The organism is Streptomyces sp. PTY087I2, assembly GCF_001687325.1.
Classification (GTDB): Bacteria; Actinomycetota; Actinomycetes; order Streptomycetales; family Streptomycetaceae; genus Streptomyces.
In genome coordinates this window covers 238959-261691 of sequence record NZ_LZRD01000009.1, presented here as the reverse complement: position 1 = coordinate 261691, position 22733 = coordinate 238959, and the positions used below count along the sequence as shown (strand labels likewise).

At 71.7% G+C, this 22733-nt stretch carries 17 protein-coding genes; 9 read left to right on the top strand and 8 right to left on the bottom strand.

From position 1 onward, the window contains the following. The first annotated feature begins 131 nt into the window (after positions 1 to 131). The gene (locus A3Q37_RS12495; RefSeq protein ID WP_079137764.1) at positions 132 to 1697 is read left to right on the top strand and encodes a VWA domain-containing protein; all 1566 of its coding nucleotides are present in this window, start codon (positions 132 to 134) and stop codon (positions 1695 to 1697) included. On the opposite strand, the gene A3Q37_RS12490 is transcribed toward A3Q37_RS12495, so the two are convergent. Further along, positions 1631 to 2953 (bottom strand): cell wall metabolism sensor histidine kinase WalK, encoded by a 1323-nt coding sequence (locus tag A3Q37_RS12490; RefSeq protein ID WP_065482498.1) that lies wholly within the window; start codon positions 2951 to 2953, stop codon positions 1631 to 1633. The two genes, A3Q37_RS12495 and A3Q37_RS12490, sit on opposite strands and share 67 nt — an antisense overlap. Continuing rightward, entirely contained in the window at positions 2950 to 3603 is a 654-nt protein-coding gene (locus A3Q37_RS12485; RefSeq protein WP_010060284.1) for a response regulator transcription factor, read from the bottom strand. Before A3Q37_RS12485 ends, A3Q37_RS12490 begins: the two co-directional genes overlap by 4 nt. Before the next feature lie 182 nt (positions 3604 to 3785). On the opposite strand from A3Q37_RS12485, the gene metG reads away from it, so the two are divergent. Further along, positions 3786 to 5399 carry a methionine--tRNA ligase gene (metG, locus tag A3Q37_RS12480; RefSeq protein ID WP_065482494.1) on the top strand — a complete coding sequence of 538 codons (1614 nt, stop codon included), beginning with the start codon at positions 3786 to 3788 and terminating at the stop codon, positions 5397 to 5399. Between the two features lie 65 nt (positions 5400 to 5464). Here the strand turns inward: metG and A3Q37_RS12475 are convergent, their stop codons facing one another. From A3Q37_RS12475 to aspS, 3 genes are all read right to left on the bottom strand, one after another. Continuing rightward, positions 5465 to 6046 (bottom strand): Uma2 family endonuclease, encoded by a 582-nt coding sequence (locus tag A3Q37_RS12475; protein ID WP_065482605.1) that lies wholly within the window; start codon positions 6044 to 6046, stop codon positions 5465 to 5467. Positions 6047 to 6143: 97 nt separating this feature from the next. Beyond that, complete coding sequence (locus tag A3Q37_RS12470) at positions 6144 to 6929, bottom strand: L,D-transpeptidase family protein (protein ID WP_065482491.1); 786 nt, start codon at positions 6927 to 6929, stop codon at positions 6144 to 6146. Between the two features lie 255 nt (positions 6930 to 7184). Then, a complete protein-coding gene (gene aspS, locus A3Q37_RS12465; RefSeq protein WP_065482488.1) occupies positions 7185 to 8978 on the bottom strand; it encodes an aspartate--tRNA ligase in 1794 nt (597 codons plus the stop codon). Between the two features lie 165 nt (positions 8979 to 9143). Here aspS and A3Q37_RS12460 point away from each other — a divergent pair, with 165 nt between their 5' ends. Continuing rightward, positions 9144 to 11270: a SpoIIE family protein phosphatase gene (locus A3Q37_RS12460; protein WP_065482485.1), complete on the top strand. Its 2127-nt coding sequence runs from the start codon at positions 9144 to 9146 to the stop codon at positions 11268 to 11270. A 210-nt stretch (positions 11271 to 11480) separates the two neighbouring features. On the opposite strand, the gene A3Q37_RS12455 is transcribed toward A3Q37_RS12460, so the two are convergent. From A3Q37_RS12455 to A3Q37_RS12445, 3 genes are all read right to left on the bottom strand, one after another. After that, a complete protein-coding gene (locus A3Q37_RS12455) occupies positions 11481 to 12593 on the bottom strand; it encodes an AI-2E family transporter (protein ID WP_065482482.1) in 1113 nt (370 codons plus the stop codon). 65 nt (positions 12594 to 12658) lie between these two features. Continuing rightward, complete coding sequence (locus tag A3Q37_RS12450) at positions 12659 to 13615, bottom strand: pirin family protein (RefSeq protein WP_065482477.1); 957 nt, start codon at positions 13613 to 13615, stop codon at positions 12659 to 12661. 176 nt (positions 13616 to 13791) lie between these two features. Beyond that, on the bottom strand, positions 13792 to 14259 hold the full coding sequence (locus A3Q37_RS12445; protein ID WP_065482473.1) for an SseB family protein: 468 nt from the start codon (positions 14257 to 14259) through the stop codon (positions 13792 to 13794). 168 nt (positions 14260 to 14427) lie between these two features. Between A3Q37_RS12445 and A3Q37_RS12440 the strand changes: the two genes are divergently transcribed. From A3Q37_RS12440 to A3Q37_RS12415, 6 genes are all read left to right on the top strand, one after another. After that, entirely contained in the window at positions 14428 to 16254 is a 1827-nt protein-coding gene (locus A3Q37_RS12440) for an acyl-CoA dehydrogenase (protein WP_065482470.1), read from the top strand. Between the two features lie 109 nt (positions 16255 to 16363). Next, complete coding sequence (locus A3Q37_RS12435; RefSeq protein WP_065482463.1) at positions 16364 to 16990, top strand: Uma2 family endonuclease; 627 nt, start codon at positions 16364 to 16366, stop codon at positions 16988 to 16990. Positions 16991 to 17064: 74 nt separating this feature from the next. Further along, entirely contained in the window at positions 17065 to 18363 is a 1299-nt protein-coding gene (locus A3Q37_RS12430) for a M18 family aminopeptidase (RefSeq protein ID WP_065482602.1), read from the top strand. 103 nt (positions 18364 to 18466) lie between these two features. After that, positions 18467 to 18688, top strand: coding sequence for a DUF6458 family protein (locus tag A3Q37_RS12425; protein WP_006125902.1), 222 nt, complete (start codon positions 18467 to 18469; stop codon positions 18686 to 18688). A gap of 124 nt (positions 18689 to 18812) precedes the next feature. Next, the gene (locus A3Q37_RS12420) at positions 18813 to 21806 is read left to right on the top strand and encodes a BTAD domain-containing putative transcriptional regulator (protein ID WP_065482598.1); all 2994 of its coding nucleotides are present in this window, start codon (positions 18813 to 18815) and stop codon (positions 21804 to 21806) included. 174 nt (positions 21807 to 21980) lie between these two features. Next, positions 21981 to 22724: a DUF4232 domain-containing protein gene (locus A3Q37_RS12415; RefSeq protein WP_065482459.1), complete on the top strand. Its 744-nt coding sequence runs from the start codon at positions 21981 to 21983 to the stop codon at positions 22722 to 22724. Positions 22725 to 22733: the final 9 nt, after the last annotated feature.

Genomic DNA, 22733 nt, shown 5'->3' with positions numbered 1-22733 from the left:
TGACGCAGGGGTGGGCCGCACCGGCGAACGGCCGGATCCGGCCGCTAACCTTACGTATCCGTCCTGGCCAGGGATGAATTCACCTCAGGTCGGACATTCACCGCACCCAACTCATGCGAAAGGCCTCGCCCATGGGCATTCGGAGCTTGCTGCGTAAGGTGTTCGGCCGCACGGAGCAGGACGAGCCGACCACGGCCACCGTCCCGCCCCAGGCCGAGCGCACTCAGCCCAAGGAGTCGGAGCCGGAGACCACTTCGGCGGCCGAGCCGACGGCGGAGCCGAAGGCGTCGATCCCGGCCCCCGCCTCCGGATCCACGGACCGTGACGGCTCGCCGGCCACCGACCTGGTGGCGGAGGCGTTCGACAAGGCGGCCGCCGCGCCGACGTCGCCGACCGTCCCCGCGCAGGGGTCGGCCCCGGAGGACACCCCGACGGCGGAGAAGCCCGAGGAGCCGGTGGCCACCGCCGAGGCCGACGAGCCGGTGGTCGCCGAGGCGCCGGAGCCGATCACGATCGACCTCGATCTCGATCTCGATCTCGACGAGACCTCGAAGACCGCACCGGCTCAGGAGTCCACGCCCGAACCGGCGCCGGCGGAAGCGGAAGCACCGGCGAAGGCCCCGGAGAGCGCCCCCGAGGCGCCTGAGGCCGCCACCGAGGCCCCGAAGGCGCCCGAGGCCGCCGAGGCTCCCGAGCCCCCCAAGGCCCCCAAGGCCCCCGAAGCCGCAACGGCACCGGAGCCTGCCGAGACCCCGGCCGTCGCGGAAACCACGGAGCCCGTGGACACCCCGGCCGTTGTGGAGACCCCCGCCGCCACCGAGGCCCCGGCCGTCGCGGACGCCCCGGTCGCTGCGGAGACCCCGGAGCCCGCCGGAACCCCGGCCGTCTCCGAAGCCCCGGCCGTCGCGGACACCCCGGCAGCCCCCGTCGTACCGGAGCCGGCCGCCCCCGCCGCAGCGGAAGAGCCGGCCCCGGCCGCGCCCGCCGCGTCGGAGTCCGCCCCCGGCAAGCCCGCCACCACGCTCGCGCGGGTCAAGTCTCGGGCTCCGCAGCTCGCCGCCCCGTACAAGGCGGCGCAGGCGGCGCTCAAGGCGCACGGGCTGACCGGGCTCCGTGCCCGCGTCTACCTGGTGCTCGACCGTTCCGGCTCGATGCGGCCGTTCTACAAGGACGGCAGCGCCCAGCACCTGGGCGACCGGACGCTCGCGCTCGCCGCGCACCTGGACGAGGACGCCACCGTGCAGGTCGTCTTCTTCTCGACGGACATCGACGGCACCGGCTCCCTCGAACTCTCCGGCCACGAGGGCCGCGTCGACGAGCTGCACGCGGGCCTCGGCCGACTCGGCCGGACGCACTACGAACGCGCCGTCGAGGAGGTCGTCGCGCACTACGAGAAGACGGAGGCCACCGGTCCGGCTCTCGTGGTCTTCCAGACGGACGGCCCGCCGGACGCCAAGCAGGCCGCCCGGCAGGCCCTCGCGGACGCGGCGCGGCTGCCGCTGTTCTTCCAGTTCGTCGCCTTCGGCGAGCAGGACGCGAAGGGCTTCGACTTCCTGCGGAAGCTCGACGTCCCGAACGCCGGGTTCTTCCACGCCGGACCGGCCCCCCGCGAGATCGCGGACGCCGAGCTCTACCGGGAGATCCTCGCCGGGCTGCCGGACTGGACCGCCGCGCGCGAGGCCGGCTCCGGGGCCTGATCGGCCGGCAGCCGTACGGTCACGGCGAGACCGCCGCCCTCCGGGCCCGGTTCCGCCGTGACCGTACCGCCGTGGGCCACCGCGATCGACCGGACTATCGACAGGCCGAGGCCCGACCCCGGGCCCATCCGGTCCCGGCCCTCTCCCCGCCGGAACGGCTCGAAGAACCCCGCGACATCGGCCTCGGAGACCACCGGTCCGGTGTTGCGCACCAGCAGGCCCCCCTCCTTGCTCAGCGAGACCTCCACCGAGCCGCCCGGCACGTTGTACGTGACCGCGTTGGCCAGCAGGTTCGCCACCAGCTGGGCGAGCAGCAGCCGGTTGCCGCGCACGGAACAGGCGGCCACCGCGACGTTCACGACCGGCCCGTCATCTCCCGGACCCCGGCGCTGCGGGTCACCACCGCCCGGCCCCCGGCCTTCCGGGCCGCCGCCCCCGCCCCGTACCGCCGGATAGCGGGCCGTCTCCTCCCTGACCACGTGATCGAGGCGGACCGTCTCGCGCTCGTCCGCGGCCAGGCCCCGTTCGCTGCGGGCCAGCACGAGCAGCCCCTCGATGAGCCGCTCACTGCGCCGGTTGGTGTCCAGCAGGGTCTGCCGGGTACGGACGAGGTCCTCGGGGGACGGATCGTCCAGGCCGATCTGGATCGCGGCGCGCTGGGTGGCCAGCGGGGTCCGCAGCTCGTGCGAGGCGTTCGCGATGAACCTCCGCTGGCTGTCGAACGCCTTCTCCAGGCGGCCCAGCAGCGCGTCCAGCGTCTCGCCGAGCTCCCTCAGCTCGTCGTCCGGGCCGCTGGACGCGATCCGCTCGTGCAGGGTCCTCTCGGATAGCCGGCGGGCCTTCGCGGTCATCGCGTGGACCGGCCGCAGGACCCGGCCCGCTATCCACCAGCCCACTCCGACCGCGCCCGCCGTCATCACGAGCAGCGCGGCGAACGACCAGTTCAGGAGCTGCTTGCCCGCCGCGTCGCTGACATGGTCGGTGAGTTCGTAGGCGGTGGGCGATCCGGTGGAGCTGCGGGCGACGAACGGGCCGTTCACGGTGTACCCGGGCGGGACGACGACGACCGCCGTGGAGGCGATGGCCCGCGCCTCGGTCTCCGTACCGGCGCGGGAGGCCAGGTTGACGGTGGCCAGCAGGGCCGTGCCGAGAACCAGGAAGACACCGCCGTACACGAGGGCGATGCGGGTGCGGATCGTCGAGTGCGGCAGCTTCGAGGCGTCCACCAGCCGCCGCAGCGGGGACGGCCGCTTCACAGGGCGTACCCGACGCCCTGCACGGTGCGGATCAGCGCGGGCTCGCCGAGCTTGGCGCGGAGCTTGCTCATGCAGACGCGCACCGCGCCGGTGAACGGGTCGGCGTTGGCGTCCCAGGCTCGCTCCAGCAGCTCTTCCGCGCTGACCGTGCCGCCGTCGGCCTCCAGGAGCAGTTGCAGCACGGTGAACTCCTTCGGGGAGAGGTCCAGGTCCCGGCCGTCGCGGAGCGCCGAACGCCGAACGGTGTCGAGCCGGATGCCGTGGCGCTCCAGCTGGGGCGGTACGGGCCGGGCGCTGCGCCGGCGCAGGGCGCGTACCCGGGAGACCAGCTCGGGGAACTCGAACGGCTTGGCCACGTAGTCGTCGGCCCCCAGGTCGAGCCCGGCGACCCGGTCCTCCATGGCGCCGGAGGCGGTGAGCATCAGGATCCGGGTGCGGGAGCCGGAGGCGACCAGGCGGCGGGCCACGTCGTCGCCGTGGACCCGGGGGAGGTCGCGGTCGAGGACGACGACGTCGTAGTCGTGGAGGCCGAGGTAGGCGAGGGCCGCGTCCCCGCTGTACACGGTGTCGACCGCGAAGCCGGCCCGGCGCAGTCCGGTGGCGACCAGCTCCGCGAGGATCTCCTCGTCCTCGGCGACCAGTACCCGCATGGTGATGTCCCCTGCCTCGTGCACGCTTGTCCGCTCCCTCCCAGGATGCGACTTTCCTACGGGAACCATTACGCCAGGGGATGTTTCGCAAAGCTCTCCACCGGAGGGTCTTCCTCCGTCCGCGCGGGGGCCGCCGTTTATCGATGTGAGTGGATCTTGATCGGGCCGTTAGGATTTCGACCATGGCGGCCACTGGATCCGAGAAGCAGGGGGCGACGGCGTACTACGTCTCGACCCCCATTTACTACGTCAACGACGCTCCTCACCTGGGCCACGCCTACACGACCGTCGCAGGCGACGTGCTCACGCGCTGGCACCGCCAGCGCGGCGAGAAGGTGTGGTACCTCACCGGCACGGACGAGCACGGTCAGAAGATCATGCGCACGGCCGAGGCGAACAACGTGACTCCGCAGGCCTGGGCGGACAAGCTCGTCGAGGAGGCGTGGAAGCCCCTCTGGGAGCACCTGAACATCGCGAACGACGACTTCATCCGCACGACGGAGAAGCGGCACACCGACCGGGTGCAGGAGTTCGTGCAGGACCTGTACGACAGGGGCGAGATCTACAAGGGCGGGTACGAGGGCCCGTACTGCGTGGGCTGCGAGGAGTACAAGCTCCCCGGCGATCTGATCGACGGCGAGGGCGAGTTCGCCGGTCAGAAGCTCTGCCCGGTCCACAAGAAGCCGGTGGAGCTCCTCAAGGAGGAGAACTACTTCTTCAAGCTGAGCGAGTACGGTCCGAAGCTGCTGGAGTTCTACGCGGCGAACCCGGACTTCATCCAGCCCGAGTCGGCGCGCAACGAGGTCGTGAACTTCGTCGAGCAGGGTCTCCAGGACCTGTCGATCTCGCGCTCGACGTTCGACTGGGGCGTCCCGGTGCCGTGGGACGACAAGCACGTCATCTACGTGTGGGTCGACGCGCTGCTCAACTACGCGACGGCGGTCGGCTACGGCGCCAACCAGGAGAAGTTCGACGGTACGTTCCCGGCGAACGTGCACCTGATCGGCAAGGACATCCTCCGCTTCCACTCGGTGATCTGGCCCGCGATGCTGATGGCGCAGGGTCTGCCGCTGCCGGGCAAGGTCGTCGCCAACGGCTGGCTGATGGTCGGCGGCGAGAAGATGTCCAAGTCGAACCTGACCGGCATCAAGCCGCAGGATCTGACCTCGCACTTCGGCGTGGACGCGTACCGCTGGTACTTCCTGCGGGCCATCTCCTACGGCAGCGACGGGTCGTTCTCCTGGGAGGACTTCTCCGCCCGCTACACCTCCGAGCTGGCCAACGACTACGGCAACCTCGCCTCGCGCGTGGCGGCGATGGTCGGCAAATACTTCGGCGGGGCGCTGCCTCAGGACACGGCCGCCGGTGACGCCGAGCAGGCCGTGCGGGACGGGCTGGCGAAGGCCGTGGCGACGGCCGACCGGAAGATCGGCGAGGAGCTGGACTTCCAGGGCGGCATCCTGGCGATCTTCGACTTCGTGAAGCAGGTCAACGGCTATATCACGGAGCAGGAGCCGTGGAAGGTGGCCAAGGACACCACCCCGGAGGGCCAGGCCCGCCTGGCGACCATCCTGTACACGGCCGCCGAGTCGCTGCGCGGCGTCGCGGTACTGCTCAACTCCGTGATGCCGGAAACCTCGCAGAAGCTCTGGGAGTCCCTGGGCGCCGAGGAGTCCCTGGGCGCCCTGGCCGACCAAAAGGTCCAGGACGCGGGCGTCTGGGGCACGCTGCCCGCGGGCGCGACGGTGACGAAGGGCGCGGTGCTGTTCCCGCGCCTGGAGGAGAAGCCGGCGTAGTACGTACGCGAGGAGCCCGGGACCACCGCTGTGCGGTCCCGGGCTCCTCGCGTTCCGGCGTCGGGTCAGCGCACCCAGCTCTTGAGGGGTTCGGTGTCCAGCTCGATCCCGACGGGGTCGGGGAGGGTGACGGTCTTGCCGTACGGCACAGTGACGACCTGCTCGTAGCGCACGCCGTCGGGCTGCGAGTGGACCTTCACCTCACAAGTGTCCCGGTCGATCAGCAGATAGACGGGGATGCCGGTCTCGGCGTACGCCCGGGGCTTCTCGACGCGGTCGCGGCGGTCGGTGTCCTCGTCGTACGAGGTCACCTCGACGACCATGAGGACGTCGTCGGGGTTGGCCCATTCGCCCTGGCCGACGAAGGCGTCGAGGGGAGCCAGGCTCGCATCGGGACGAGCGTTGCCCTTGCGGTAGGACTCGACACGAAGGCCTTGTTCGCCGAAGAGCCATCGGCTCGGATCCGCCTGCATGCAGATCTGCGTCAGCCAGGCGATGATCCGCCCGTGGTCCCCGTCCGGCACAGCCTTGACCCCCAGTTTCCCGTTCACGAACTCCAGCCGCAGTGCCTCCTCGGCACGTATGGCGCTACGGGCCAATTCCTCGAAGACGTCCTGCGTCAGGACGCGGTCCTCGACCACGCTCACAACGACCTCCTCCTGCACCGGGCCACCGGTTCGACGTGTACCGGGGAACATCCTCAGCGTACGGGCAAGGGCCCCCGCCCGTACGCCCGATCACCTCTCACCGCCCCAGCGACTCCGCGTCCCCCATCACGATCACCGGGTTCATCGCCGGGTCCAGGGTGCGCAGAAGCTCCTCCATCTGTTCCTCGGGGACGGAGACGCAGCCCTGGGTCGGGCCGCCGTGGTCGACGTGGACCCAGATGCCGCCGCCGCGTTCGAGGCCGAGCGGGCGGGTGCGGTCCAGGGGGCTGACGCCCTCCGTGCGGTTGTAGTTGATCGCGACGACGTAGTCGAAGGAGCCCTCCAGCGGCTCGCCGAAGAAGCCCTCGCCGTCCACCGCGAACCGGGGGTGCTCGTCGTACGGCAGCAGCGCCCCGGGATCGGGGAGCCGACCGCCCGCGTCGGTGAGGGTGTAGACGCCCGTGGGCGATCTGAGGTCCCCGGCCACATGGTGGTCCGTCCAGCCCTCCATGCCATTGTGGGCCGGCCAGGGGCCCGCGACCGGCTCCCAGCCCTGGGCCGGGTCCGCGCGGCTGTACAGGACCGCGCTGGAGCGGTGGGCGTCCACCTCCTCGCCGGTCACCACGAAGGCCTGCCGGGCCTCGGCGGGGATCTGGGCCAGGGTCTCCGGCCCCAGGTCCGGGATCCGGGCGGGGGTGGGCGTCGGGCTGGGGGAGGCCCGGCGCGCGGAGGCGGCGTCCGACTGCGGGCCCGCGGCGCCCTGCCCCGGGACACCGGCAGGGGCCTTCTCCGGAGCGGCGCCGGAGGAACAGCCGGTGAGCAGCAGGACCAGGGCGAGGAGCGGTGCGGCGAGCAGGGCGGGTGGTCGGCGGGGGAGGGACACGACGGTGGGGCTCCTCGGATGGCTGCGGGCGGCGCGAGGCGGCAGGACGGGCTGCGAGAGGGGGATCTCGGTGCCAGTCTTTGCCGGGCCCGCTCCGGCCGAACCCGAACCGGGGCCATCCGGCTGTACCGCGTCGCCCGGCCGTCACCGGCGCTCGCGGTTGTGCAACGAAACAGCCCCCGATCAGGTGATCGGGGGCTGTTTCACGTGAAACATCCGCAGAGCGGGACCGTATGGACGACTTGACCGTACGGACTACTTGTCGGCGGGCTTCTCCGACGCGCCCTTCGCGGCGACCGGCTTGCGCAGCTGGATGTTCAGCTCGCGCAGGCGGGTCTCGTCCAGCTCGGTCGGGGCGCCCATCATCAGGTCCTGGGCGTTGCCGTTGAGCGGGAAGGCGATCGTCTCGCGGATGTTCGGCTCGTCCGCGAGCAGCATCACGATGCGGTCGACGCCGGGGGCGATGCCACCGTGCGGCGGGGCGCCGAGGCGGAACGCGCGGAGCATGCCCGCGAACTCGTGCTCGACGGTCTCGCGGTCGTAACCGGCGATCTCGAAGGCCTTGAGCATCAGCTCGGGCTCGTGGTTACGGATGGCGCCCGAGGACAGCTCGATGCCGTTGCAGACGATGTCGTACTGCCAGGCGAGGATGTCCAGCGGGTCCTTCTCCTCCAGGTCGGCCAGGCCGCCCTGGGGCATCGAGAAGGGGTTGTGCGAGAAGTCGATCTTGCCGGTCTCCTCGTCCCGCTCGTACATCGGGAAGTCGACGATCCAGCAGAACCGGAAGACGCCCTCCTCAAAGTGGCCGGCGCGCTTGGCGGCCTCGACCCGGACCGCCGACATGATCTTGGAGACCTCGTCGAACTCGCCCGCACCGAAGAAGACCGCGTGGCCCGGGACCAGCGAGAGGCGCTCGGTGAGCGTCTTGACGTCGGTCTCGGTGAGGAACTTGGCGATCGGTCCGGCCAGCGTGCCGTCCTCGCCCACGCGCACCCAGGCCAGGCCCTTGGCGCCGTGCTCGACGGCGTACTCACCGAGGCCGTCGAAGAACTTGCGGGACTGACCCGCGGTGTCCGGGACCGGCAGCGCGCGGACGTGCTTGCCGGCGAACGCCTTGAAGCCGGAGTCGGCGAAGACGTCGGAGATGTCGACGAGCTCCAGCTTGGCGCGCAGGTCCGGCTTGTCGTTGCCGTACTTCAGCATCGACTCGCGGAACGGGATGCGCGGGAACGGCGAGGTGACCTCGCGGCCGTTGCCGAACTCGGTGAAGAGCTCGGTCATCAGCTTCTCGATCGGCTGGAAGACGTCCTCCTGCTCGACGAAGGACATCTCGACGTCGAGCTGGTAGAACTCGCCCGGCGAGCGGTCCGCGCGGGCGTCCTCGTCGCGGAAGCAGGGCGCGATCTGGAAGTAGCGGTCGAAGCCCGAGATCATCAGCAGCTGCTTGAACTGCTGCGGGGCCTGCGGCAGCGCGTAGAACTTGCCGGGGTTCAGCCGGGACGGGACGACGAAGTCACGGGCGCCCTCGGGGGAGGTCGCGGTGAGGATCGGAGTCGCCATCTCGTTGAAGCCGAGGGCCACCATCTTGGACCGGATGGAGGCGATCACGGCCGAGCGCAGCATGATGTTGCGGTGCATGCGCTCGCGCCGCAGGTCGAGGAAGCGGTACTCCAGGCGCCGCTCCTCGTTGACGCCGTCCTCGGTGTTGATCGTGAAGGGCAGCGGGGCGGCCTCGCCGAGCACCTCGACCTCGGAGACCTCGATCTCGATCTCGCCGGTCGGCAGCTCCGGGTTGACGTTGTCCGCGCCGCGCGCGGAGACCTTGCCGTCGATCCGGACGACGGTCTCCTTGGTGAGCTTCGCCAGGGCCTCGTTGCCGGGGGTGCCGGGGCGGGCGACGAGCTGCACCAGACCGTAGTGGTCGCGCAGATCGATGAAGAGGATGCCGCCCAGGTCTCGGCGATTGTGCAGCCAGCCGCTCAGCCGGACGTCGGTGCCGACGTCAGAGGCGCGGAGCTCGCCGCAGGTGTGGGACCTGTACCGATGCATCGTCGTTCATCCAGTCTTCGCGGTTAGGTGTGGATTGAGCCTCCCCAGGCTACCGCCCGGGGGCGGGAGGCTTCATTTCCCTTTGGACCGCCGTACCCGTCACCCCCTGGGCAGGTGGCGGCCTCTCGGTGGCGTCCAGCGAGCACATCTTCCTAAAGTGGGGCAATGCGCACCGAGGAAGTCCTGGCCGCGATCGCGACGGGCCTGTGGCGCTGGGACAACGCAGCCGGCACGGTCACGCTCGATGCGGAGGCGGCCCGGCTGCTCGGCCTGCCTCCCGAGCCCGGCAGCTACCGGGAGTCGGCGGTGCGCTCCCGTTTCCACCCGGTCGACTGGAACGAGATCTACGGGGTGGTGAACCTCGCGGTCGCCGAGGGCAGCCTCGCCGAGGCACGACTGCGGATCGTCGACGAGCGCGGGCAGGTCCTGCGTACCGTGCGCAGCCGCTCCAAGCCGATCCTCCGGACGGACGAGAACGCCGACGAGGACGCCGACACCGGGGCGTACGTCCTCTACGGCACGCTCCAGGAGGTCGCCGAGCCGCAGCCCGGCTCCACCGACGCCGCCCATACGCCGATCACCGGGGACTGGCGGCGCTCCCGGGAGGCGTTCCTGCTGGACGCCGGGCGGGCGCTGGCCGAGGCCCGGTCCACCGCGGAGGTGCTGCGGGTCGCCGGGTCCCTGTCCATGCCCGGCTTCTCCCCGGACGGCCTCGCGGTCTTCGGCTCCGCCGGGGAGCGGCTGACGATCATCGGGCACCACGGGCACAACATGGGGGACGAGGAGCCCTTCACGGACATGCCCCTGGACACCGACTACCCGGCCGCCGAGGTCGTCCGCACCGGCCGCGCGATCTATCTCCCCTCCCCCGACGAGTACCGCCGCCGCTATCCGGCCACCTGGCCGCTCGCCCGGCGCTTCGGGCGGCAGTCCTGGGCCTTCCTGCCCCTGGTGTCGTCCGGCCGCACGATGGGCGCCTGGATGGCCGGGTTCCAGCACCCGGTGGGGTTCTCCCCGGACGAGCGCGCGGTGCTCTCGACGGTCGCCCGGATGCTCGCCCAGGCCCTGGCCCGCGCCGGGGTCGCCGAGACGGAACGCGAGCTGTCGCTGGGGCTCCAGCGCTCGATGATGCCGACCCTGGGCCCGGAGATCCCCGGGATGACGGTGGCCGCGCGGTACGTGCCGACCGGCGGCGGGCTCCAGGTGGGCGGCGACTGGTACGACATGATCCCGCTGCCCAACGGCCGTATCGCCCTGGTCATCGGCGACGTCCAGGGCCATGACGTGCGGGCCGCCGGACTCATGGGCCAGCTCCGTATCGCCCTGCGCGCCTACGCGTCCGAGGGGCACCGCCCGGACGCCGTGCTCTCCCGCGCCTCGCGCTTCCTGTCCGGGCTCACCGACGCGTACGAGAGCGTCGAGGGCGACGAGGAACCGGCGGCGCCGCGCTTCGCGACCTGCCTGTACGCCGAGGTGGACCCGGAGGCCGGGACCCTGGACATCGCCCGTGCGGGCCACCCCGACCCGGTGGTGATCAGCGCCGACGGGACCGCGGTGATCCGGCAGACGGCCGGCGGGCTGCCGCTCGGGATCGAGACGGACTCCGACTACCCCACCACCCGGGTCGTCCTGGAACCCGGCGAGACGATCATGCTGTGCACGGACGGCCTCATCGAGACCGGCGGGCACGACATGGCCACCGGCTGGACCCGGCTGCGCCCGGTCCTGGAGAAGCCGGTCGAGGACCTGGAACAGCTCGCCGACGCCCTGGTCCAGGCCGTGCACGGGCCGACCTCGCACTACACGACGGGGCCGCTCGCGGACCGGCGCGAGGACGACATCGCGGTCCTGGTGCTGCGGCGGGAGAGCGCCCCGGCTCCGGAGGCGCCGCCGCGCCGCAGTGTCCTGACCATCGCGCAGGCCGAGCCGGAGCGGATCTCGGTGGGGCGGCAGCTGGTGCGTGAGCTGCTGCACGACTGGAGCGATGCCGAGCAGGTCGACTCGGCGGTCCTGATGGTCTCCGAGATGGCGACCAACGTGCTCGTGCACACGGACGGGGACGCGCTGATGGTGGCGGAGGTCTCCGGCGAGCTGGGCGAGCGGCGGCTGCGGGTCGAGGTCGCGGACGCCAGCGACGAGCTGCCGCACAAGCGGCGGCCGGGGGAGATGGCGTCCAGCGGGCGGGGGCTGGTGCTGATGGAGATGCTGGCGGATGCGTGGGGGGTGGACCCTCGGGGGGAGGGGAAGTCGATCTGGTTCGAGCTGTACGAGTCGGAGGGCTTGGGCGGGTGAGGGCCCTTGGGCCGTGGCTCTCCTGGGGCTCGGGCTCGTCCCCGTAACGGTTCCGTCCTCAAGCGCCGGACGGGCTGGGTTTCCGGGCCCCGGCCCGCCTGGAGCTCGGGCCCACCGGGCCAAGGGTTCCGCCCTCAAGCGCCGGACGGGCTGGAATTACCGGGCCCAGCCCACCCGGAGCTCGGGCCCACCAGCCCAACGCTTCCGTCCTCAAGCGCCGGACGGGCTGGGGTGGGCGCCCGGCGGGCCGGGATCGGCCTCCGGCGGGGTCGGGGGCTCCGGGCCGTCAGGGCCGCCGCGTAGTTCGCTCAGGACTCCGAAAGCCGCCGCGCACAGCGGGACCGCCAGCAGCATGCCCATCAGTCCGGCCACGCTCGCCCCCGCCGTCAGGGCGATCATGATCATCGCGGGGTGCATCTGGACCGTACGGCTCTGGATCATCGGCTGGAGCACATGGCCCTCCAGCACCTGGACCGCGAGGACCACCCCCAGCGCCCACAGGGCGATCACGAACCCCCGGTCGGCCAGCGCGACCAGCACCGCCACCGCGCCGGAGAGGAACGCCCCCAGGTACGGGATGTACGCGCCGACGAAGACCAGCGCGCCGAGCCCCACCGCCCCCGGCACGTCCAGGATCAGCAGGCCCACCGTGATGCACACGGCGTCGATGAGGGCGATGAACGTGGTGCCGCGCATGAAGCCCTCGACGGCCTCGAACGCCCGCCGCCCCATGGCCTCCACCAGGTCCCCCGTGCCGCGCGGGGCCACGGTGTGGGCCAGGTTCACCGCCCGGTCCGAGTCGCGCAGGAAGAAGAACGTCAGCAGCAGGGCCAGCACACTGGTCGCCACCAGCGAACCGATCAGGCTGATGCCGCTGAGCAGCCCGCCCGCCGCGCTCGCCCCGAACTTCTCGACCAGGCTCTTCGCGTTGTCGGCCAGGCTGTCGACGTCCGTGGCCCCGGCGATGTCCAGATGGTCCACGACCCACTGGCCGGCGTCCTTGAGCGAGGCGACGATCTGGTCGCCGGAGTCGACGAGGGCGGTGACGACGATGTACCCGGCGCCGCCGACCACCGCGACCAGCGCGGCACAGGTCAGCCCCGCGGCCAGCGAGCGGTTCAGGCGCCGCGCGACGAGCCACCGGTGGACGGGACCGAGCAGCGCGGTGCCGAGCAGGGCCAGCAGCACCGGGGTGACCGCGGTCTTGAGGGCGACGACCAGCCAGATCGCGACGGCGGCGACGCCCACCACGAGCAGGACGACACCGCACCAGGCGGCGGTGCGGCGGGCGCTCTCGGGCAGGAAGGGCTTGGAAGCGGGCACCCTCCCAGCCGATCACGGGGGGCGTCGGCGAGCCCGCCGACGCCCCCCGTACGGGTGACGGATCGTCACATGCCGTGGACCGCGGGGACCGTGCCCAGGCGGCCGGCCTGGAAGTCCTCGAAGGCCTGCTTCAGCTCGGCCTGACTGTTCATCACGAACGGCCCGTAGTGGGCCATCGGCTCCCGGATCGGGCGGCCGCCGAGGAGGACGACCTCCAGATCCGGGGTGTGGCCGTCCTGCCGCTCGTCCGCGCGGACGGTCAGCGAACCACCGGCCCCGAAGACCGCGGTCCGGCCCATGGCGACCGGACGGCGCTCCGCGCCGACCGTGCCGCGCCCGGCCAGGACGTACGCGAGGCCGTTGAAGTCCTCGCGCCACGGCAGGGTCACCTCGGCGCCGGGCCGGACGGTGGCGTGGATCATCGTGATCGGGGTGTGGGTGATGCCCGGGCCCTGGTGGCCGTCGAGCTCACCGGCGATGACCCGGAGCAGCGCACCGCCGTCCGGGGAGGCGAGGAGCTGGACCTCGCCGCCGCGGATGTCCTGGTAGCGCGGGTTCATCATCTTGTCGGCCTTGGGCAGGTTCACCCAGAGCTGGAGGCCGTGGAAGAGGCCGCCGGACATGACGAGCGACTCCGGCGGGGCCTCGATGTGCAGCAGGCCCGAGCCGGCGGTCATCCACTGGGTGTCGCCGTTCTCGATGGTGCCGCCGCCCCCGTTGGAGTCCTGGTGGACGAAGGTTCCGTCGATCAGGTACGTCACGGTCTCGAAGCCGCGGTGCGGGTGCCAGGGGGTGCCCTTCGGCTCCCCCGCCGCGTACTCCACCTCACCCATCTGGTCCATCATGATGAACGGGTCGAGGTGCCGGTAGTTGATCCCCGCGAACGCGCGGCGGACGGGGAAGCCCTCGCCCTCGAAGCCGGTGGGCGCGGTCGTGACGGCGAGCACGGGACGGGCCGCGGCGTCACCCGAAGCGGCCACCTTGGGCAGGGTCAGCGGGTTGTCGACAGTCACTGCGGGCATGGGGGCCACCTCCGGGCGAGTGTTCTGGAATCAATTTAGTTGAATAATGAACATCCTGCAAGGTGTCGCGCATTCCCGGAGGTCGGACGCGACAGGGCGAGGGCCCGCGCCGAGCCGGCGCGGGCCCTCGCCCGACAGAAGAAACCGCAAGTCAGCGACGTACGGACAGCGAATCCCTACCCATACATACGGCGCATCGCGAAGTCGACCATCTGCTCGACGGCCTTGGCGTCGAAGACCATCCGGTGATCGCCCTCCATGTCCAGGACGAAGCCGTAGCCCGTCGGCAGGAGGTCGATCACCTCGGCCCCGGTGATCACGAAGTACTTCGACTCCTTGCCCGCGTACCGCCGCAGCTCCTTGAGCGTGGTGAACATCGGGATCACCGGCTGCTGCGTGTTGTGCAGCGCCAGGAAGCCGGGGTTGTCACCGCGCGGGCAGTAGACCTTCGACGTCGCGAAGACCTGCTGGAAGTCCTCGGCGGAGAGGGAGCCGGTGGTGAAGGCCCGGACCGCGTCGGCCAGGGAGGGCGGCGACGGTTCGGGATACAGCGGCTGCTCCCCGTAGCCGCCGCCCATCTGACCCATCTGGCCCATCTGACCCATCTGCTGCTGAGCACCAGGGTTCTGGTCGTAGCCGTACATGCCGCAAAGAGTAATCGGACACATCTACGGCTTGAGGGGTTGCGCCTTATTACTGACGGGTAGCATCATCGGAGAGGTCAGCTGATAGACCCACGCCTGCCTGTCGCCCGACCCGCATCACTCCCCGGGGCGCTGTGGCGCCACTGCTATTGATTACGGAGCCTTCCCATGGGGCACTACAAGTCGAATCTCCGCGACATCGAGTTCAACCTGTTCGAGGTCCTCGGGCGCGACAAGGTGTACGGCACCGGTCCGTTCGGTGAGATGGACGTCGACACCGCGAAGAGCATCCTGGAAGAGATCGCCCGCCTCGCGGAGAACGAGCTCGCCGACTCCTTCGCCGACGCCGACCGCAACCCGCCGGTCTTCGACCCGGAGACCAAAACCGCTCCGGTCCCGGCGAGCTTCAAGAAGTCGTACCAGGCCTTCATGGACTCCGAGTACTGGCGTCTGGGCCTGCCCGAGGAGATCGGCGGCACCACCTCCCCCCGCTCCCTGATCTGGGGCTACGCGGAGCTGCTGCTCGGCTCGAACCCGGCCGTGTGGATGTACTCCTCCGGCCCGGCCTTCGCCGGCATCCTCTTCGAGGAGGGCAACGAGGAGCAGAAGAAGATCGCGGAGATCGCCGTCGAGAAGCAGTGGGGCTCGACGATGGTGCTGACCGAGCCGGACGCCGGCTCGGACGTCGGCGCCGGCCGGACGAAGGCCGTGCAGCAGGAGGACGGCTCCTGGCACATCGAGGGTGTGAAGCGCTTCATCACCTCGGGCGAGCACGACATGTCCGAGAACATCATCCACTACGTGCTGGCCCGCCCCGAGGGCGCGGGACCGGGCACCAAGGGCCTCTCGCTCTTCATGGTCCCGAAGTTCCACTTCGACTGGACGACCGGCGAGCTGGGCGAGCGCAACGGCGTGTACGCGACGAACGTCGAGCACAAGATGGGCCTCAAGGCGTCCAACACCTGCGAGATGACGTTCGGCGACCAGCACCCCGCCAAGGGCTGGCTGATCGGCGACAAGCACGACGGCATCCGCCAGATGTTCCGCATCATCGAGTTCGCCCGCATGATGGTCGGCACGAAGGCCATCGCCACCCTCTCCACGGGCTACCTGAACGCCCTGGAGTACGCCAAGGAGCGCGTCCAGGGTCCGGACCTGGCGAACTTCATGGACAAGACGGCGCCCAAGGTCACCATCACGCACCACCCCGACGTGCGCCGCTCGCTCATGACGCAGAAGGCGTACGCCGAGGGCATGCGCTCCCTCGTGCTGTACACCGCCTCCGTCCAGGACGCGATCCAGGAGCAGGAGGCCGCGGGCGAAGACGCCAAGGCGCTGAACGGCCTCAACGACCTGCTGCTGCCGATCGTGAAGGGCTACGGCTCCGAGAAGTCCTACGAGCAGCTCGCGCAGTCGCTCCAGACCTTCGGCGGCTCCGGCTACCTCCAGGAGTACCCGGTCGAGCAGTACATCCGGGACGCCAAGATCGACACCCTCTACGAGGGCACCACCGCGATCCAGGGCCAGGACTTCTTCTTCCGGAAGATCGTCCGCGACCAGGGCGCCTCGCTCAACACGCTCTCCGAGGAGATCAAGAAGTTCCTCGCGGGCGCCCAGGGCAACGAGGAGCTGGCCCCCGCGCTGGACTCGCTCGCCAAGGCCGCCGTGGACCTGGAGGCGATCGTCGGCACGATGATCACCGACCTGACCGCGACCGGCGAGGACGTCAAGAACATCTACAAGGTCGGTCTCAACACGACCCGCCTGCTGATGGCCTCCGGCGATGTCGTCGTCGGCTACCTGCTGCTCAAGGGCGCGGCCGTGGCGGCCGAGAAGCTGCCGACCGCCTCCGCGAAGGACGTGCCCTTCTACCAGGGCAAGATCGCCGCCGCGAAGTTCTTCGCCGCGAACGTCCTGCCGGGCGTCTCGACCGAGCGCGCGCTCGCCGAGTCGATCGACAACTCGCTCATGGAGCTGGACGAGGCCGCGTTCTAGGGAATCGTTCGCCTGTTTCGTCAACACGCGCCGCCATCCGGAAATCGTTCGGGTGGCGGCGCTGTCGTATCAGCTGGGTACGCTGAGTGCACGGGCCAGAATCCCTTCCATGGGAGGAACCATGACCGCCGAGGCACAGTCCGAAGCGTCGCAGCAGCGGCGCGCCAACCCCGGGTGGCCGGTCCCGCCACCGGACGGCTACACCGTGGACGATTTCTTCACGCTTGACGACCTCCCGCCGCACACAGAGCTGATCGACGGGAGCCTGGTTTTCGTGAGTCCGCAGCGGAAGTTCCACACGCTGGCGATGTACCTACTGGAGCAGGGGCTGCGGCAGCACGTCCCGAACGACCTGCGGGTGCGTCGCGAGATGGCAGTCGTGCTCGGCAGGCGCAACGCTCCGGAGCCCGACCTTCTCGTCGTGACCGCCGCGGCCGACGGAGACCAGCGCACCACCCGCTACCAGGCCGCCGACGTCTTCCTCGCCGTCGAAGTCGTCTCCCCCGACTCCGAAGACCGCGACCGCGACACCAAGCCGCACAAGTACGCGGCTGCGGGCATCCAGCACTTCTGGCTCGTCGAGATGATCGGCGAGAACGACCGCCCCATGGTCATCACCTACGAGCTCGACCCGGTCAACAAGACGTACGTCTCCACCGGCGTCCACCACGACCGGCTCAAGCTCTCCGCCCCGTACGACATCGACATCGACCTGACCGCGATCGACGAGCTGTAGCCACACGGGACCGAGGCCCGCCGATCTCGCGGTCACCGGATACCGGACCCCGGGTCCTCGTTACAGTGAAGAACATGAGTTCCCCTCTCCGGTTCGACCGTGCGCACACCGATGACCTGATGACCTTCCTGGCGGCCAGCCCGTCCCCGTACCACGCCGTGGCCAACGCCGCCGCCCGGCTGGCGGAGGCCGGCTTCCGGCAGGTCGAGGAGACCGCGGCCTGGGACGGCTCGGCGGGCGGGAAGTACGTGCTGCGCGGCGGGGCGATCGTCGCCTGGTACGTGCCGGAGGGCGCCGAGGCGCACACCCCGTTCCGGATCGCGGGGGCGCACACCGACTCCCCGAACCTCCGGGTGAAGCCGCTGCCCGACACCGGGGCGCACGGCTGGCGCCAGATCGCCGTGGAGGTCTACGGCGGCACCCTGCTCAACACCTGGCTCGACCGGGATCTGGGCCTGGCCGGGCGGATCTCGCTGCGCGACGGCACGCACCGGCTGGTCAACATCGACCGGGCGCTGCTGCGGGTGCCGCAGCTCGCCGTCCACCTGGACCGGTCGGCCAACACCGAGGGGCTCAAGCTCGACCGGCAGAAGCACATGCAGCCGATCTGGGGACTCGGCGATGTGGAGGAGGGCGACCTGATCCGCTTCGTCGCGGAGGAGGCGGGGGTCGACGCGGAGGACGTCACCGGCTGGGACCTGATGCCGCACGCCATCGAGCCGCCCTCCTACCTGGGCCGGGACCGGGAGCTGGTGGCCGGGCCCCGGATGGACAACCTCCTCTCGGTGCACGCCGCGACCGCCGCCCTGGCCGCCGTCGCCGCTCTGCCCGACGCCGACATCCCGTACATCCCGGTGCTCGCGGCCTTCGACCACGAGGAGAACGGCTCGCAGTCCGACACCGGGGCCGACGGGCCGCTGCTGGGCTCGGTCCTGGAGCGCTCGGTGTTCGCGCGCGGCGGTACGTACGAGGACCGCGCCCGCGCCTTCGCCGGGACCGTCTGCCTCTCCTCGGACACCGGTCACGCCGTGCACCCCAACTACGCGGAGCGGCACGACCCGACGCACCACCCGGTCGCCAACGGCGGGCCGATCCTCAAGGTGAACGTCAACATGCGGTACGCCACCGACGGCAGCGGCCGCGCGGTGTTCGCCGCGGCCTGCGAGAAGGCGGGTGTGCCGTGGCAGAGCTTCGTGTCCAACAACGCGATGCCCTGCGGCACGACCATCGGGCCGATCACCGCCGCCCGGCACGGCATCCAGACCGTGGACATCGGCGTGGCGATCCTCTCGATGCACAGCGCCCGTGAGCTGTGCGGCGCGGACGACCCGTATCTGCTGGCGAACGCGCTCACCGCGTTCCTGGCCGGCTGACCGGAGGCCGACCGACCGCCTCCTCACACATGGTTGTTGCCGGGCCGGGTACGCGAGCCGTACACCGGCCCGGACTCACCGGGCGGTCGAGGAGGCGGAATTCATGGGACTCGGAGGATGCATTCTCCTGATCGGCGCGGGCGCGATCCTGGCGTTCGCCACCGACTGGAAGATGGACACCGTCAACGTCGACCTGGTCGGCTGGATCATGATGCTCGTCGGTCTCGTCGGGGTCTTCGTCTACATGAGCATCGCGCGGCGCCGCCGGATGGTCGTGCCGCCCAGCACCACCGTCGTCCAGGACGACGAGCGGCGCTACCACTGACGATCGGGCGGCGCGGGTTCCGCGGCGGTCCGGCGACGGCGACCGCCCTGCGGAGACCTAGATATTCTGGGACGGATCCCGCGCCCCCGCCGTGGGTGCGTACCGCCCGGAAGAGGAGCCGTTCGTGGAGTTCCGGCTGCTCGGCACGGTCTCTGTCGAAACGCTCACCGGGCCGCTGCCGCTGGGGCCCGCCAAGCGCCGCAGCCTGCTCGCCGCGCTGCTGCTGTCCGCCAACACCCCGGTCTCCGTGGCCCGTCTGACGGACTCCCTCTGGGACGACACGCCGCCGCTCCAGGCCCGCGGCGTCATCCAGGGCCATGTGTCGCGGCTGCGCGCCCTGTTGGTGGGCGCGGACGCGGAGGCGTACGGGGTCGAGCTGGCCACCCTCGGCGACGCGTACGTCCTGCGGGTCCCGGAGACGCTGATCGACGCGCAGCGGTTCGAGGAACTGCTGATGCTGGCGCGGGAACAGCGCGGCCCGGCAGACACCGTGCTGATGCTGAAGGAGGCCCTGTCGCTGTGGCAGGGCCCGGCCCTCAGCGGGGCGTTCACCGGTCCGCCGCTCCGGGCGGCCGCGCACTCCCTGGAGGAGTCGCGGCTGGCAACCGTCGAACAGCTGGCCCGGACGTACGGGCTGCTCGGCGAGCACCACCGGGCCGCGGCCCTGCTGGCGGCGGAGACCGCGGCGCATCCGCTGCGCGAGTCGCTGGCCGCGGAACTGATGCTGGCGCTGTACCGGGCGGGACGCCAGTCGGAGGCCCTGGACCGTTTCCACCGTACGAGGCGGCTCCTCGCCGACGAGCTGGGCATCGATCCGGGGCACGAACTGGCCGACGCGTACGCGCTGATCCTGCGGGGCGACGGGGGGTCGGGCGGGACCGGGCCGGGGGCCGGTGGGCATGGGCCGGGGCCTGGTGGGCACGGGACAGGGGCCGGTGGGCACGGGACAGGGGCCGTGGTGGCTCCCGTCCATGTCCCGACCCCGGCTCCGGACCGTACGGCTGACCCGGCCCGTCCGGCGCCCCCGGTCGGCACCGCGAACCCGGCCGGCGCGGTGGCCGGTATCGCGGACCCAGCTCCTGCCGCCGCCCCCGGCAGTCCTGCGGACCCGGCTCCTGCCGCCGCGCCGCTCGGGGCGGTGGCCCCGACCGGCGCGGCGCACCCGGCACACCCGGTGTACCCGCCCCACCCCGGCGAACCCCTCCCCGTAGATCTGCTCCCCCGGGCGCCCCGCGGCTTCCACGGGCGGGGGGCCGAGCTGGCCGCGCTCACGCGGGCGGCGGCGGGGGAGGCGCCCGTCTGTCTGGTGACGGGGCCGGCCGGGGTCGGCAAGACCGCGTTGGCGCTCCAGTGGGCGCACCGCAGTGGCGCGCTCTTCCCGGACGGCCGGCTCTTCGCCGATCTGCGCGGGTTCAGCGAGGCCGGCGAGCCCGCGCTCATCGACGTCCTGCGGGAGTTCCTGCTCGCGCTCGGCGTCGCACCGCGCCGGGTCCCGGAGTCCGCCCCGGCCGCCGCCGCGCTCTTCCGCTCGCTGACCGACCGGCGCAGGGTGCTGGTCGTCCTCGACAACGCCCGCGACTCCGCCACCGTCAGGGCGCTGCTGCCGGGCGGTACGGGCTGCGTCACGCTGGTCACCAGCCGGCACCGGCTGGAGGGGCTCATCGCTTCGGACGCCGCCCGGCCCGTCCCGCTCGACACGCTGGAGGCCGACGACGGCACGGCGCTGCTCGCCGGGGTGCTGGGGGAGGAGCGGGTGCTCGCCGAACCGGTGGCGGCCCGCCGGCTCGCCGAACTCTGCGGCGGGCTGCCGCTCGCGCTGCGCGTCACAGCCGCCCGGCTGGCGGGCCGGCCGCGCTGGACACTGGCCGCCCTCGCCGACGAACTGGCCGACGAGCGCGGCCGGCTGGCGTATCTCGACGTGGACGACACGGGCGTCGCGGCCGCGCTGCGGCTGACCGTCCAGCACCTGCCGTCGGAGGCCGTCCACCAGTTCGCGCGGCTCGGGCACCATCCCGGCGGCCATTTCGACCCGTACGCGGCCGCCGCGCTCGCGGGGACGGACCCGGTCGCGGCGGCGGCCGCGCTGGAGCGCCTCGCCGCCGCCCACCTCGTCGCCGAAACCGCCCCGGGCCGGTGGATCCTGCACGACCTGGTGCGCCTGTACGCCCGGGGCCTCGACCCGGCGTCCGCGCACGAGGCGCTCACCGGGGTGCTCGACCACTGCATCGCCACCGCGCTGGCCGCCGCCGACACGGCGGAGCCCGGCGGCGAGCCCTGTTTCGTGCTCCCGGACGGCTACCGCAAGCCCGCCGCCGTACGGGACTTCGCCGACCGCGCGGAGGCGATGCGCTGGCTGGCGGCCGAGCGCGAGAACCTGGCGTCGGCCGCCGTGGCGGCGCGGGAGGCGGGGCTGGCGGACCGGGCCTGGCGGATCATCCTGCTCCAGTGGCCGCAGGTGGTCTGGCGGGTCCGGGACAACTGGACGCCCCTGCTGGAGCTGGCCCTGGAGTCGGCCCGCGCCGGGAAGGACGCGTACGCCGAATCGAGGGTGCTCACCCTGCTGGGCTGGGTGCTGACGGAGGAGGGCCGGACCGCCGAGGCCGCCGCCCTGCTGGAGCGTTCACCGGTGCTCGCCCGGGAGGCCGGGGACCCGCTGGGCGAGGCGACCGCGCTGATCAACCTGGCCGTCGTCCAGGCCGAACTGGGCGAGCTGCCGACCGCGTCGGAGAACTGCACCCGTGCCGTGGAGCTGTGCCGCGAGGAGGGGGACCGGCACACCGAGATGCTCGGTCTCCAACACCTGGCCCGGATGCGGCTCACCGCGCACCGCCCGCAGGAGGCGCTGGACTGCGCGCTGACCGCCCTCGATCTGGGCCCCGAGCACGAGGAGGCGGTGCGCCGGTCGCTCCTGCTGGCGATCTGCGGCGAGGCGCGCCTCGCTCTGGGCGAGGAGGAGGACGGCATCCGGCTGCTGGACCGGGCCGCGCGGGAGGCGGAGCGGGCCGGTTACGACGACGGGGCCGTACGGGCGCTGGAGGCGCTGTTGCGGGTGTCGGCGCGGACGGAGTACCGGCGGCGGTACGACGAGGCGCTCCGGCGGCTCACCGCCGAGAGCTGACCTACTGGCCTGCTGACCTGCGGTTCTGTCACTGCCGCCCGGACATCAGCCGGACGTCAGCCGGACAGCAGCGATACGTGAGCGGCGGCGGTCAGAGTCGTTCCTGTCAGCAGTTCGCGGGCAGGGCGCCTCGACCGGGCGTCCGCCTCACCGTCTCTCCCCGGGGGAATCTCCGTGCGTACCTTCCGCAACCGCACCACCGTCCTGGCCGCCGCGACCACGGCCGCCCTCGCGCTCACCCTCACCGCCTGCGGCGACAACGGCTCCGGCACCCGCTCGGAGGGCTCGGCGGCCGACACGTCGGCGACCGCCACCGCGTCGCCCACCGGGGCCGGGAAGAGCGCCGGGCCCGAGAAGGCCGCCGACGACGCGGCCGAGACCGGCACCACGGGCTCCACCGGCAGCTCCAACGGCACCGGCACCGCTCAGCCCGCGGGCGCGGCCAAGAGCCCCGGCGCCTCCGGAGACACCGGCGGCACGTCCGCCGGGGCAACCGTCACCCTCTGCACGGCGCAGGGTCTGACGATCACCGCCGAGCGTCAGGACGGCCCGCCCTACACCCACCTCACGCTGTCCGCGAAGAACACCTCCGGCGCGAGCTGCGAGATGAGGGAGTACCCGCACATCCACTTCCTGGACAACGCGCGGGGCATCGCCCAGCCCGTCGCCAAGAGCAAGCCGCTGACCCCGGTGGTCCTGGAGCCCGGCCAGTCCGCCTATGCCGCGGTGCGCATGTCGGAGGGCGGCCGGAAGGAGACCACCGAGACGGTGAAGGAGTTCACGGTCACGCTGAAGGCCAACGGCGGCGGCATGGCGGTCGTGAAGGCCCCCGCCGCCGAGGGCCTTTCCGTCAACCCGCAGAAGTGGGCCACCGGTTACTGGACCACCGAGCTGCGCAACGGCGCCGACGAGTTCTGATCCGTCAGG

Bases quoted from the DNA above. Each gene is read 5' to 3' on its own strand.
- A3Q37_RS12495 (WP_079137764.1), top strand. From the start codon at position 132: ATGGGCATTCGGAGCTTGCTGCGTAAGGTGTTCGGCCGCACGGAGCAG.
- A3Q37_RS12485 (WP_010060284.1), bottom strand. From the start codon at position 3,603: ATGCGGGTACTGGTCGCCGAGGACGAGGAGATCCTCGCGGAGCTGGTC.
- metG (WP_065482494.1), top strand. From the start codon at position 3,786: ATGGCGGCCACTGGATCCGAGAAGCAGGGGGCGACGGCGTACTACGTC.
- aspS (WP_065482488.1), bottom strand. From the start codon at position 8,978: ATGCATCGGTACAGGTCCCACACCTGCGGCGAGCTCCGCGCCTCTGAC.
- A3Q37_RS12460 (WP_065482485.1), top strand. From the start codon at position 9,144: ATGCGCACCGAGGAAGTCCTGGCCGCGATCGCGACGGGCCTGTGGCGC.
- A3Q37_RS12450 (WP_065482477.1), bottom strand. From the start codon at position 13,615: ATGCCCGCAGTGACTGTCGACAACCCGCTGACCCTGCCCAAGGTGGCC.
- A3Q37_RS12445 (WP_065482473.1), bottom strand. From the start codon at position 14,259: ATGTACGGCTACGACCAGAACCCTGGTGCTCAGCAGCAGATGGGTCAG.
- A3Q37_RS12440 (WP_065482470.1), top strand. From the start codon at position 14,428: ATGGGGCACTACAAGTCGAATCTCCGCGACATCGAGTTCAACCTGTTC.
- A3Q37_RS12435 (WP_065482463.1), top strand. From the start codon at position 16,364: ATGGGAGGAACCATGACCGCCGAGGCACAGTCCGAAGCGTCGCAGCAG.
- A3Q37_RS12430 (WP_065482602.1), top strand. From the start codon at position 17,065: ATGAGTTCCCCTCTCCGGTTCGACCGTGCGCACACCGATGACCTGATG.
- A3Q37_RS12425 (WP_006125902.1), top strand. From the start codon at position 18,467: ATGGGACTCGGAGGATGCATTCTCCTGATCGGCGCGGGCGCGATCCTG.